Here is a 13,293-nt window from a genome sequence, read left to right on the forward strand (position 1 = left end):
GCACTGAAAATATCAAGCCCTGCCTGCGGCAGGGAGAATTATTCCGATCCTGATATTTATTATTATCCAAACACCCCAAAAACAAACGTCATGCGTACAGCTGAAGTTCATGTAGGCGAAAACGGCCATGTAGATCTCGCCGTTCCCAAAGGCACTAAATTGGAAGACCTGAGCAAACTGCAAACAATGGTGATTAGGCAAATCAATCCGAGAGGCTGCCAGGCCTGTCTTTCCGGCGTTCACTTCAACATCAGGGAAAAACTGGAAGAAGTGATCAACGTAGATCTGGACAAAATGGCTGTTGTCAAAGATGTAGCCGCTGCTCATCGTTAATGTTGCACTGCCGCTTCCGGCTATCTACCGGAAGCGGCTATTAAATCCATTCATCATGTCACACATTATTTCTCCTGCAGGAACCGGGCATCTTTATCAACAATCCATTCCACAGCTGGGAGTTGGGCTGTTGTACAATCCTTCTCTGGAATTATACCTGGATAGCTGCCCCGATAGTTGCGACTATGTTGAAATTATTCCTGATATGTTCTGGACTGACCGCGGCAGCCGCCATTTCCCGAGGTTTGAAGAAATAGAATCCTGGATGAAAGTACTGAACAGGTTAGCGGCGCACTTTCCGCTGACAGCTCACAACATCTCTTATTCCCTCGGCAGTGCCGGGGTTTTCGATAAGGAATATCTTTATAAAATGAAGGAGTGGCATGAACGTTATCATTTCAAATGGCATAGCGATCACCTCTCTTTTGTGAAAGTCCATAACGACCAGCACGAGGAACATAACGCAGGACTGGCAGTACCGGTTCCTTACGATTACGAGGTACTGGACATGATTGGTGGCAGGATCAATGCGATCCGCCGCGTCATCGATACGCCTTTCCTGGTGGAGAACAATGTATATTTTATAGATCTCCCCGAACAGGATCTCAGTGAAACCGGTTTTCTGAACGAGCTCTCACATGATACGTCCTGTGGGCTGCTGCTGGATATCCATAATGTATACACCAATTCCGTCAATCATCACTTTGATCCCAGGAATTTTATTGCACAACTGGAGCTGAACAAGGTGGTTGAAATACATATCGCCGGGGGTAATGACCTTGGTGGTATGTATACCGATTCTCACGCAGGCCCTTGTCCACCTGCAGTTTGGGAGCTTCTCGATTATACGTTACCGTTAGTACCGAATTTGTGTGGCATCACCTTCGAATTTCATGAATCTTATTTTCACCTGCTGCAGTTCGAAGGGATCACGCGGGAACTGAACAGAGCAAAAACCTCCTGGAACCTTTATCATACCTGAGTATATGTCGTTGTTATCATTTCAGCAGGCATTAACAGACCTGATTGCTTCACCGCAGCTATGTGTGCAGTTACGGCATCATCCGGAGGAAACGCTGGCCCCGTATGATCTTACGGCCAGGGAACGATTCCGGTTACAGACAGTAGTCATGCAACATGGCATGTCTGTCAGTTGCACGTTGTATCGTGTCAACAGGATCACGCCGGTTTATACTATGCTTCCCTATACCTGTTTTTTGTTGGGAGCAGCATTGATACCATTGGCAGAAGAATTCTGGACTATCGATAACAGGTCGGATCTTCAGTTCAAAAGGGAGATCAATATTTTCGGAGAATTTCTGTTGAAGAAAATAAACGAAGGAACATTACAGAACCCATATCTGGCAGAGATCATCCGGATGGAGCTGGCCATCAATGAGCTGAAATTCCTGCCTAAAGAATCTTTGCTGGCAGCCAACACCAGCGAATTAGCCGAACACCCACTTGTCAGAATGGTGCCTTTCGTTCATCCGCCGGAAAAGTTGCTGACCGCGCTGGCAGCAATGCAGCAGCCGGGGCAGGAAACGAGAGGTACCTACTGGCTGGTGATTGATTATCGTGGTGAGGAGATGATCTTTGCAGAAAAGCTGCCAGCTGCCAGCGAATAGCAGCCGGCGCCAGCAGTTTCTTATACTTTTATTCTGGAAGACATGATGGCGATGGCAGCGCCCATTACTGCAATCATTGTAAATGCCACCCCGAGGTTGGTAGCCTGTGCCACAAATCCGATGAGCGGCGGTCCGAACAGGAAGCCCAGGTAGCCGATAGTAGATACAGTTGCCAGTGCCATGCCCGGTGGCATGATCGTGCTTCTGCCGGCAGCACTGTACACCAGCGGTACCACCGCGGATACACCTGCCCCCACCAGCATGAATCCGAGTGAAGCGGGCAGAAAATAAGGAAAGATCACCGCTACCATCAGGCCGATGGCGGTGAGCGTGCCGCTGATCAGCAACATCTTCTTCACGCCAAACCTGGTAGTCAGGTAATCTGCTACAAAACGGCCGGAAGCCATCGTACTCATAAATGCAGCGTATCCGGATCCGGACCAGCCTTCACGTACCTGCAGTACTCTGCGGAAATATACACCACTCCAGTCGAACATCGTTCCCTCACATATCATAGAGCACATGGCAATAATGCCGAGCGTGAAGAGGAAGACGTCAGGTTTCCCGAACAGGGAGGGCGCGTTGTTTTCGTTAGGCACCCTGGGCACAAGTTTATTCATGGTAACCAATACCAGCGTCCAGGCAACGCCGGTGATAATGAGGAAGTGGTATACCGGTGCAAGGTGCAAACCAGTCATCCATGTACCGAAGGCCGCACCGGTGAATCCGGCCACACTCCACAACCCGTGAAAGGAAGCCATGATAGACCGCCCGTACATGGCCTCTACTCCTACCGCCTGCGTATTCACCGCTATATTGGCGAGGTTACCACAGAAACCGAAGAATACCAGGAATATACTCAGCTCCCAGGATGTTTGGGCCAGTCCGAGTACCGGCAAAACGGCGGCATAAGCTACTGCAGCAATCAGCAATACCTGTCTGCTGCTGAATTTGGAAACCAGTATTCCTGCAATAGGCAGAGAAATGATAGAGCCAACAGGCAACGCCAGCAATACGCTACCCAGGCCCGCGTCGTTCAGTTTCAATGCCTGCTGGATATCGGGTATACGTGAAGCCCAGCTGGAAAAACATAAGCCGGTGAGGAAAAACAACGCACTTACCGCAATACGCGTCGCCCGCTTGTTGACCATCACCATTGATAATTCCTGTAACATTCGATCAATTTCATTATAAAAATAAATGCCTGATTCTCTTTCTGAGTGCTAAACTATCTGTATGCCCAGATTGGCGTACTGTTTCAGCGAGGGCAGATCTGGTTTATCTGTTACAATAGTATCCAGGTCTGTTATATTACATATTTTGAATGGCTCTGCAGTACCCATTTTGTCGCTGGTTGCCAGCGCAATTGTTCTATTGGCAGCTTCCACCATAGCGGTTTTGATATCAGATTCTTCCAGGCAAAGCCCGGTCACTCCTGCTGTGGGGTGTAAACTGCAAACTCCCAGGAAACAGATATCCGCGCGCAATTTCTCCAACATCCTGATAGTATCGAAACCAACGGCAGTCCGCGATTCCTTACCAATTAGTCCACCAGTGAAGATCACTTCTATCAGCGGATGTTCCACCAGCTGTGCAACTACCGGAACGCTGTTGGTAATAACCCTGATATTCAGATTAGGTGGGAACAATGCGGCCAGCATCAGTGTAGAAGTACCCCCGTCGAGGATAATGGTTTGTCCGTTCTGAAGATATCCCAGTGCCTTCTGCGCGATATATTTTTTATCTTCTTCATGATACTGGATCCGTTCCTTGAAGGAATAGGGGTTGGGAGAATGCGGTATAGCTCCGCCTCTTACCTTGATCAGCTGTCCGTTTTGGGCCAGTGATTCAAGATCCCTGCGTACCGTATCTTCGGATACCTGCAGGTCGTTGCTCAGTTCTACCTGTGTTACCTTGTGATCCGTCTGCAACTTCCGGAGAATGTAATCCAGCCGTTCCTCTTTCAGCATATATTTGCCATTTTCTGCAATATTATGAAAGATTTTGCGATATTTTGCAGAATATGGCATAAATTTGCAAAAAACAGCAAAATATGGCAAGAATAGCAATTGACATGGACAATGTAATGGCTGATCTCACCCAACATCTGTTGGATATTTATGAGCAGGAGTATGGTCAGGTGATAGCTCCTGAAAGCATCCGGGATATACCTGAGGGAGAAGCGTTGCCAGATGGGGTTGCGCTGAAATTACTTTATTCTCCGGGCTTTTTCAGGGGCATACCGGTGATGCCGGGCAGCCAGGAAGTAATCAGGGCATTGATGGAAAAGCATGAAGTATTTGTGGTATCTGCTGCTACTGAATTTCCTTTATCTCTTGCGGAGAAACAGGCATGGCTGGGCGAGCACTTTCCTTTCATCAGCTGGAAGAATATAGTGTTTTGTGGTTCGAAAACGATTGTGGAGGCGGATTATATGATAGACGACCATGAAAAGAACCTCGCTCCTTTCCTGGCAAAGGGTACTCCGTTATTATTTACTGCTCCTCACAATTTCTCGCTCACGGGTTATAAGCGCCTGGACAACTGGGAGCAGGTGGCTGAATACTTTGCAGTGAATAAAGTAGCGGCTGTATAAGCGCGCTGGCTTACCTGGTTTCCAGGAGTTGCAATTTCTTCTCCAGGACATGCAATCTGCGGGCATATTGTTGTGCTTCCGCGCATTTATCCAGGTAGGCCTCCACCCAGTTAACATCCTGCTTCAATTGTTGCGGATCGGTGAACCAGGCAGGTGCAATACCTGATTTCGACTGCAATAGCTGTAGCTGTTCGTGACTGAAACGGGCAGTATCCAGCCAGTCGGATATCACTTCGATGTCCAGTTCCAGCTTGTTGGCCAGTTGCTGTGTGGTGATCTTGTTTTGTGCAAGATACAGTTGCAGCAGTTCTCCCTGATGTAATATGCTTCCGTCGAGCGAATTCCATTGATAGAATTCTTCCATTGTTACAGGAATCGCCTCCAGCAGCACTTCCAGCTTGGATCTTTTAATCGAGGGCTGTGAAAAATAACGATACAACCCCTGAGGGGTAAGCTCCGCTTTCTTTGCGTAGTGCAGGATAATAATTTCCTTTTGTCGCAATATGCGCCTTAGCCTGGCGCCGGCATGTACATAATAAGGAACGGCCATGTATCATGGGTTTGGGTTAAAAAAACAGGGTGTATACAAATGTAACAGTTTTATATTCTCAATATAACATTATTTAAAAAGATTTTTAAATAAATCCACGGCTAAACAGCTATCAGATATCATTACAATAATTTCCAATCATTCTAATTCTTTTGTTTACGGCATGCTGCCAGTTCCTTTCTGGTCTGCAGCAGTTCATCTTTCAGCGCAGCATGGCTCTTCAACAGCTGCGTATATTCTTCCAGTTGTTTATAATATTTCTCTCTCAGCAACATCATTTCTTCGCTATCGGTATTCCTGGTTTCATGCAATGTTCCCGGGTTCAGGAATTGGTCCGTACTCATGTCCAGTCCCTTTGCAACCCGGTCCAGTTCATCCGGGGAAAAATTGGTTTTCTCAAACAGGTTATACATTGTTCTTCTGCTCATTCCCAGACGGCCTGCCAGCTTGCTCTTATTCAATCCTTTCTCCGCGATAATATTCTGAAGACGTTCACCATGGTGCATACTTTTACCATTGCCTGGCTGCAGTGTATTCCATCTCATGAACTCGTCGGGCGTGATCCCTATCAGTGCACAAAAACGCTCCATAGTGGCTCTTTTCATGTCACTTTTCCGTAAATGATAATGGGCAATCTGGTTGGTAAAACCAGCCATGACAGCGAAATCGACAATTTTAATCTTCTTCTGTTTCAGTATCTGCTTCAACCTCTGTCCCATGTGAATCAGGCTAGTCTGCATCCTATACTTTTTTATGATAATGCTACAGACAGGACTCGTCCCTGTTGTATTACCGTATAATTTAAACAATTAATAGTTCATTCTGTAAATAAAAATGTCAATTTAATGAAAATAATACAAGAGTAGGCGCAGAAACAGAGAAGGGATTGGGTAACTAACGTAAACGGTTATACGCAGTAACAAATATTCAAATTGATAACAATAAAATCATAATAAAAGAAGATGCTTATCATCGTGTGTTCTCTACACACTTATTTTACAGCAAACAACATCACATACAAATCAATATATCCCTTAAAACACAATACTACAGCCAATCATAAACGAAAATATTTTTTTCATAAAAAGTAAAAATTTATACTTATAAATTGCATATTTATAAATACATTTGCTGATATCAAAAGTTGTAATGATTATGTTTCTACAGGACACAATTTTATTTGTTAACCATATCCAATAATTCTGAAAAAACTATTCCATTATGAGTAAAGATGCTATTAATGTGTTGCTTGATATCCATACCAAACTGTCCAGCTTACCTGTACTTTTTAGAGAAAAGGTATGTGAAGAATGCAATTGGAGTACGCCTACATTCTACCGGAAAATGCGAGGAAGAGACAAACCGAATCCAAATGAGAAGGGAAAAGTCATTCCAGCACTCAGTAATGCGGAAAAACAGAAAATCATTGAGATTATGAATGAAGTATTTGCACAGGGCGAAATATACCTGGAAAAATACCAGAGAGCTGCCCGATAAGCTGCTTTTCTATTTTCATCCGCTGTCTGTAGAAATATTTTCCACAACAACATCTTCCTAAAGCCTTGCTCCTCCGGGAAACAAGGCTTTACTATTATCTCCCCGGCAGTTTTCTGTATCTCCACACAAACAACTAATCAGCTTCTTTCAACTATACATTATCAACTAAGTTTTTCTTTTTAAAACTAAATTCTTAGTTTTAAGGTTATAAAACTGATGCTATGTACTGTTTAATGACCCGCGCGACCGCCACAGTAATCTTTTTGCTGCTCTTCCTGCATATACAGGCACAGCAGGCGATAGACCGTTCACAGGTGATGGAATACCTTCAGAATCAGCAATACGACAATGCAATTGGTTATCTGCAGCCACGGATCAACGAAAAAGATCCCGGCCAGTTGCAGCTGCTTGCTTATACTTATTATCTCTCCGGCAAAGCCAGGGAAGCCATTACTACCTATGAGAAGGTAGTGGCGCTTGACAGCAATATCATCACAGCCCACCAATACCTGGCTGCTCTGAGCATACAAACGGAAGCTCCCACCATGGCGATTCCTCACTACCTGCAGCTGCTACGCCTGCAACCGGGCAATGCCACGGTTACCCGCCAACTGAGCTTTGCGTTTTATGCAGCGAAACAGGCTGATTCCGGTTTTGTATGGCTCCAGCGGGCCTATGCGCTGAATCCCGCCGATCCCAAGGTGGTAGCCCGCCTCGGAGAAGCATTGCTGGAACACTCGGAACATCAGCGGGCCGACAGCGTCGTTCGGGCCTTCCTGGCAACGGATTCCCTGCAGCCCTCTGTTATTATGGTAGCCGTACGCTCCGCCTGGTACCTGAAAGACTATGCCCGCTGCGACACCCTGGGCAACCAGTTAATGGAGCTCAAATCAATTTCTCTCAATACTTACGCGATCGTGGCAGCGGCATTGTATAATCTTAAAAAATATAAAGAATGTATAGGTATCCACGAATTTCTGCAATCATTCCAGTTGCAATCAGAAGCAGTGATGTACTATGCAGCGCTCTCCAATACTGCATTGAAAAATTATGATGTCAGTAATGAATTACTCCAGACCTGTATAGACCTTGCCACCTCTAAAAGCCTGGATGACTATTACTGTGGAAAATCTACCAACTACGAAGGGCTGCGACAATACAAAACCGCTATCGCCAACCTGGATACTGCATATTATCTTTTCCGTGCCCCCCTGCGCCAGTACAGCATCGGCAGGATATATGATGTTAGTCTTAAGAACAAGGAACAAGCCACCCGGTACTATAAACGTTTTATGCAGATAGCAGACCGTAACAAAAAACAGGAAGCGGATATTTATAAGTATCTGCACTCCTATGTTGGAAAATAATCCGGATTTAAGATGCTTTTTTAGAATTTTTCTACCTAAGCCAGGTGTTTTTTCTTAAATTTAAAGCCCGTTAGGAAAAATGCTTGTACTTAACCAATAAACAATTACGGTGCTATGTCGTACCCATACCAGATCAAGAGTATAGAAGACTATCAGCAGGCTTATCAACAAAGTGTTATGGACCCGGAGGGCTTCTGGGCCAATATTGCGGACCATTTTTACTGGCGCCGCAAATGGGATAAGGTATTAGACTGGAATTTCAAGGATCCGGAAATCAAATGGTTCACCGGTGCGAAACTGAACATCACAGAAAATTGTCTCGACCGTCACCTGGGTACCCTGGGCAACAGGCCCGCTATCATCTGGGAGCCTAATGACCCCGAAGAACATCATCGCATTATTACTTACCGCGACTTATATAATAAAGTCTGCCAGTTTGCAAATGTGCTCAAGAATAACGGTGTTAAGAAAGGCGACCGGGTTTGTATTTACATGGGTATGATCCCTGAACTGGCTATTGCCGTACTGGCCTGTGCACGTATCGGCGCCATCCACTCTGTAGTATTCGGAGGTTTCAGTGCACAGAGTATTGCAGACAGAATACAGGATGCTCAGTGCAGCCTCGTTATCACTTGCGACGGCGCTTTCCGCGGCGCTAAGGACATCCCGTTGAAATCTGTTATGGATGATGCGCTGATGGCCTGCCCCAGTGTAAAAAAAGTAATTGTATGTACCCGTACCCGTACTCCTATCAGTATGCTGAAAGGCAGGGATGTATGGTGGGAAGATGAAATCAAGCAGGTAGAAACAATGGGCAACCCTCCTTGTCCGGCTGAAGAAATGGATGCAGAAGATCTGCTGTTTATCCTTTATACTTCCGGTTCTACCGGCAAGCCTAAAGGGGTTGTACATACCTGTGGCGGTTACATGGTCTATGCCAACTATACATTTGTAAATACTTTCCAGTATCAGCCAGGCGAAGTATATTTCTGTACTGCTGATGTTGGCTGGATCACTGGTCATAGTTATATCGTTTACGGTCCGCTCAGTGCAGGCGCCACCACCCTGATGTTCGAAGGGGTACCTACTTATCCGGATGCCGGCAGGCTTTGGGAAATAACTGACAAGTTCAGGGTGAATATCCTGTATACCGCCCCTACTGCTATTCGCAGCCTGATGAGCTACGGTCTTGGCCCGGTGAATCACAAGGATCTCAGCTCCCTCAGGAAACTGGGCAGCGTGGGCGAACCAATCAATGAGGAAGCCTGGCACTGGTTCAAGGATAATATAGGTAAAGGCAAATGCCCGATTGTGGATACCTGGTGGCAAACAGAAACCGGTGGTATCATGATCACTCCCATTGCCGGTATCACCAAAGAAAAACCGGGCTATGCCACTTTACCACTTCCCGGCGTACAGCCTATCCTCGTCGACGAAAATGGGAAGGAGCTGAAAGGAAACGGTGTAAGCGGCAACCTTTGCATCAAATTCCCCTGGCCAGGTATGCTTCGCAGCACTTATGGCGATCACGAACGCTTCCGTAAAACCTACTTCACCACTTACGAGAACCTCTACTTTACCGGCGATGGTTGCTTACGGGATGAAGACGGATATTATAAAATCACTGGTCGTGTAGATGATGTGCTCAACGTTAGTGGTCACCGTATTGGTACCGCGGAAGTGGAAAACGCCATCAACATGCACGCCGGCGTAGTAGAAAGCGCAGTAGTTGGGTATCCTCACGAAATAAAAGGACAGGGTATATACGCTTACGTGATCATGGAACGACTGACCCACGATCCGGAGCTGACCAAGAAAGATATCGCGCAGACAGTAGGCCGCATCATTGGCCCTATCGCCAAACCGGATAAGATACAGATTGTTTCCGGCCTGCCGAAAACAAGATCCGGAAAGATCATGCGCCGTATCCTCCGCAAGATCGCTGAAAACGAACTGGACAACCTGGGCGATACTTCCACATTACTTGATCCTACCGTTGTAGAAGAGATCAAAGCCGGACGATTATAAAATATTTTCCGCATTTTTGTAGAAAGGGATGTAGAAACTTACTTCTACGTCCCTTCTTTATAATACAACCGATGAAGCCATTCTTTAAGAAACTAGCCTGGATCTGTCTGTCTCTTTTTATATTACTCAATGTAATAGCAGCCTTTCATGCCTGGAAATTCACTCATTTCTACGACGACAAAGGGCATAAAAACAAGCTGCCGGAGCAAATGAACATGGGTGAAAAACTGCAGATGATATTTTTTGGTGTCCGTATTTCAAAATCAGTAACAGCGGTACACCCTACTGTTCCTTACGAAACAATATGGCTGAAAACCAAAGACAATCTGAAGCTGGAAGGCTGGTGGATACCGGTCGACGCCCCTGCGGGTACGGTGATCCTGTTTCATGGGTATAACGGTAATAAAGGTTCTCTTCTTCCGGAGGCAGAACGCTTCCGCAGACTGGGTTATAATACTTTCCTGCTCGATTTCCGTGCTCATGGCAACAGCGATGGCCATGCTTGTACCATTGGGTACCGGGAGGCCGAAGATGTAAAACTGGCCTGGGATTACGTTCGCGGCAGGAGCGACAATCCGGTAATACTCTGGGGAGTAAGCATGGGTGCTGCAGCCATATTAAAGGCGGTGCCGGAATACCAGCTGACACCTGAAAAGCTGATCCTTCAATGTCCGTTTGCAACACTTACAGATGCGGTGAAAAGCCGTATGCGAGCTGTGCATCTTCCGGCCAGTCCTCTTTCCCAACTGCTAACCTTCTGGGGAGGCCTGGAACTGGGTTTCAACGCAAGTACTTTTAAACCTGAGAGTTACGCCCGGCAGATCCATATACCGGTACTTTATTTCTACGGCCAGAAGGATATCAGGGTAATGCCTCACGAAACACAGGAAGTATTTACGCATCTTTCCTCCCAACAGAAGAAGCTGTATATTTTCCCCGATGCCGGCCACCAGTCTTTCTGCGGCAAGGATTCAGTTGCCTGGATGAGGGAGGTTACCGCATTCCTGCAATAAAAAAGCGCGCACCATACGAGTGGAGCGCGCTCTTCACAGGATCTGACCCTTCATGTTTTATATTGGAGTCATGGTGCAGGATCACTGCGCCACTAGATGCCGTACAACCGCTGTTGAATACTAAATTAAAGCAGATGGCTGCCGCCGGAAGTCACCCTGAAATGTTCAGCAAAAACCTTACCGACGTATTACAACCGGAGTACCTACTTTCAATATTTCGTATAATTCATTCACATCTCCATTTTTCATACTAATGCATCCCAAAGTCCAGTTAATCCGGGACTCCACATAGCTATCGCGGATACCGGAATGAGTTTCCACACCATGTATACCTATTCCCCCGCCAATAGTAGCGTTGAAAGATACTTTACCTTCTTCCTGAGCATGGTGGAATTTCTGCCAGGATGCCTCGTTTGGATAATCCAACAGCATAAACCGGCTCCAGCTATTATCATAGCGTTTACTCTGAATATGGAATGTACCTTCAGGAGTTCTCCGATCCCCTTCCACCAGTTTATCCCCCTGATCACGACTTCCGAAAACAACCTTGTAGATCTTTCTCAAAGTCACATCTTCATACACATACAATCTGTAATCACTCTTGTCTATAAGCAGAAAAATTTTGTCCGGATCAATGTTGGCTGTGGTCAATCTTACAGAGTATAAATCAGATTCGCTGTTAAATCCACTTAGTGGCAATAGCAGCATGGCAGCTATCCACCAGTAATGACGACACTTGTTCATAGGAGCTATAAATATCCTGATAACGGTTTTTGAGGGAGAAATATTGTAATTACGAATTAGGAATTACGAATTACGAAATAGCGGGTAGATAGTAGCGAAGCTAATCTTCGCGCTTACTATCTACCCGCCATTTCGTAATTCGTAATTACTGGTGTCCGGTAAAACTTAGGCTTGATCAAAAAGCCTAGGTTTTACGGGCATAAAAGGTTCAAAAAAGGGATATTTAAAGTTCCAGGCCCCTATGTGGCAAATAGCAAAAGCGGAGAATCTTTAGCTTTATACTGATTGAACCTGTCTAAAAGGCTTTTTTCGGCCGCCGTGATAAAGGCTTTAAGGTTCATATAAGTCATCATATGTAGCCTGACCATACTAACCAGATTAGAAAAGGACCATTTGCATTTGTAGTTAGAGCTGATTACTTTAAGAATAAGATCAGCAATCATTACACACCAGATTTGTATTTTAATAGCATTGGGGCTATCTCCCAGAAAGTATCTAAGGGGATAATTTTGCTTTAGCCGCTTAAATAATAATTCAATCTGCCACCTTTTATGATAACAATCAGCTATAGTAGCAGGTTTGAGATGAAAATCATTAGTTATAAATTCAAAGATATGGCCGCTTTTTTTGTCCTTATAAGTAATAAGTCGGGCCTTTACCTTAGCATTTTTTTTATTATGATTATGTCCTAACTCAATTTCCCGGTCAGCTAAAACCCCCTTGTTTACCTGCGACTCACTGATGGGACGATCTTCGATAATTGTATGAATGGAACTATCGATGTTACGGGTTATCCATGTAATGGCTCCTTCATCCAAAGTGTTATAAGCACTATAGTCTCTGTATCCTTTATCAAATACCAGGATTGACCCGGCAGGTAACACCACTTTTTTAAGAAAGGAAACATCAGCTTTGGCAGCAGCGCTGAATCTAACCATACAGGGTACATCCTGATCGCTTCTCATTAAAGTGTGTACTTTAATACCGCCTTTGCGTCTTCCATCCATATCAGATTTACCTGCCCCTTTTAATATCTGCTGAAACAGGCTGATAGTGGTAGAATCAAACAGATAAAGTTTTGATGCCAGTTTTGCCGGCCGGCTGTCCGGTAAAAATTGTCCATACCGCTTTAATAGTTCCAGGTAGATGGCTTCAAAAACTTTTGTACCTCTACGTATACTGGCATCAGAAATAGTACTCCTTCTGGGCGGATGGGTGATGCCCAGATGGGCTAGTCGGTGCTCCCAGGCCAGCATGCCTGTAGTAACCTCCCGCAAGGAGCTACACTGATTAATTATACTGTAAAGTAGCGTCACCAGATGATCATAGGTCTTGAATCGCTTACAGCAACGATCTGCCTGATAGTGAATGGCTAATTTGTTCACCAGCGGTCTGGGAATAAAAGAAAGTAACTGACTAAATATCGGCTGTCCGGTAAAATATATACCTTTACTCATGGTACTTTTTTTAAGTGTGGTAACTTGAAAATACCAAAAAACGGGGACGATTGTCCCCGTTTTTATTCATTGACTTCTTT

General features: G+C 45.3%; 14 protein-coding genes. 8 read left to right on the forward strand and 6 right to left on the reverse strand.

The window, feature by feature from the left end; all coding sequences use genetic code 11:
* The first annotated feature begins 90 nt into the window (after positions 1–90).
* Genes UNH61_RS28475 through UNH61_RS28485 form a run of 3 tightly spaced genes read left to right on the forward strand, consistent with a single transcriptional unit; the run spans position 91 to position 1,961 of the window.
* Complete coding sequence (locus UNH61_RS28475) at positions 91–333, forward strand: hypothetical protein (protein ID WP_326995399.1); 243 nt, start codon at positions 91–93, stop codon at positions 331–333.
* A gap of 55 nt (positions 334–388) precedes the next feature.
* Positions 389–1,315, forward strand: coding sequence for a DUF692 family multinuclear iron-containing protein (locus UNH61_RS28480; protein ID WP_326995400.1), 927 nt, complete (start codon positions 389–391; stop codon positions 1,313–1,315).
* A 4-nt stretch (positions 1,316–1,319) separates the two neighbouring features.
* Positions 1,320–1,961, forward strand: a complete 642-nt coding sequence (locus tag UNH61_RS28485; RefSeq protein ID WP_326995401.1) for a hypothetical protein — start codon at positions 1,320–1,322, stop codon at positions 1,959–1,961.
* A 20-nt stretch (positions 1,962–1,981) separates the two neighbouring features.
* Here UNH61_RS28485 and UNH61_RS28490 read toward each other — a convergent pair whose 3' ends face one another.
* Both UNH61_RS28490 and UNH61_RS28495 read right to left on the reverse strand, forming a co-directional pair.
* The gene (locus UNH61_RS28490) at positions 1,982–3,136 is read right to left on the reverse strand and encodes an MFS transporter (RefSeq protein ID WP_326995402.1); all 1,155 of its coding nucleotides are present in this window, start codon (positions 3,134–3,136) and stop codon (positions 1,982–1,984) included.
* 48 nt (positions 3,137–3,184) lie between these two features.
* Positions 3,185–3,931, reverse strand: a complete 747-nt coding sequence (locus UNH61_RS28495; RefSeq protein ID WP_326995403.1) for a DeoR/GlpR family DNA-binding transcription regulator — start codon at positions 3,929–3,931, stop codon at positions 3,185–3,187.
* Positions 3,932–4,014: 83 nt separating this feature from the next.
* Here UNH61_RS28495 and UNH61_RS28500 point away from each other — a divergent pair, with 83 nt between their 5' ends.
* Entirely contained in the window at positions 4,015–4,557 is a 543-nt protein-coding gene (locus UNH61_RS28500) for a 5'(3')-deoxyribonucleotidase (RefSeq protein WP_326995404.1), read from the forward strand.
* A gap of 10 nt (positions 4,558–4,567) precedes the next feature.
* Here the strand turns inward: UNH61_RS28500 and UNH61_RS28505 are convergent, their stop codons facing one another.
* On the reverse strand, positions 4,568–5,107 hold the full coding sequence (locus UNH61_RS28505) for a hypothetical protein (RefSeq protein ID WP_326995405.1): 540 nt from the start codon (positions 5,105–5,107) through the stop codon (positions 4,568–4,570).
* Between the two features lie 143 nt (positions 5,108–5,250).
* Positions 5,251–5,847, reverse strand: coding sequence for a helix-turn-helix transcriptional regulator (locus UNH61_RS28510; protein WP_326995406.1), 597 nt, complete (start codon positions 5,845–5,847; stop codon positions 5,251–5,253).
* Positions 5,848–6,328: 481 nt separating this feature from the next.
* Between UNH61_RS28510 and UNH61_RS28515 the strand changes: the two genes are divergently transcribed.
* The 4 genes from UNH61_RS28515 (at position 6,329) to UNH61_RS28530 (ending at position 11,012) form a co-directional block, all read left to right on the forward strand.
* Positions 6,329–6,604: a hypothetical protein gene (locus UNH61_RS28515; RefSeq protein ID WP_326995407.1), complete on the forward strand. Its 276-nt coding sequence runs from the start codon at positions 6,329–6,331 to the stop codon at positions 6,602–6,604.
* Positions 6,605–6,825: 221 nt separating this feature from the next.
* Positions 6,826–7,971, forward strand: a complete 1,146-nt coding sequence (locus UNH61_RS28520) for a hypothetical protein (protein WP_326995408.1) — start codon at positions 6,826–6,828, stop codon at positions 7,969–7,971.
* 114 nt (positions 7,972–8,085) lie between these two features.
* Positions 8,086–9,999 (forward strand): acetate--CoA ligase, encoded by a 1,914-nt coding sequence (gene acs, locus UNH61_RS28525; RefSeq protein ID WP_326995409.1) that lies wholly within the window; start codon positions 8,086–8,088, stop codon positions 9,997–9,999.
* A 71-nt stretch (positions 10,000–10,070) separates the two neighbouring features.
* Positions 10,071–11,012, forward strand: coding sequence for an alpha/beta hydrolase (locus UNH61_RS28530; RefSeq protein ID WP_326995410.1), 942 nt, complete (start codon positions 10,071–10,073; stop codon positions 11,010–11,012).
* Between the two features lie 177 nt (positions 11,013–11,189).
* On the opposite strand, the gene UNH61_RS28535 is transcribed toward UNH61_RS28530, so the two are convergent.
* The gene (locus UNH61_RS28535) at positions 11,190–11,756 is read right to left on the reverse strand and encodes a L,D-transpeptidase (RefSeq protein ID WP_326995411.1); all 567 of its coding nucleotides are present in this window, start codon (positions 11,754–11,756) and stop codon (positions 11,190–11,192) included.
* Between the two features lie 239 nt (positions 11,757–11,995).
* Entirely contained in the window at positions 11,996–13,213 is a 1,218-nt protein-coding gene (locus UNH61_RS28540) for an IS4 family transposase (RefSeq protein ID WP_326992991.1), read from the reverse strand.
* Positions 13,214–13,293 lie beyond the last annotated feature (80 nt).

Origin of the sequence: Chitinophaga sp. 180180018-3 (genome assembly GCF_037893185.1) — a bacterium.
Lineage (GTDB): Bacteria > Bacteroidota > Bacteroidia > Chitinophagales > Chitinophagaceae > Chitinophaga.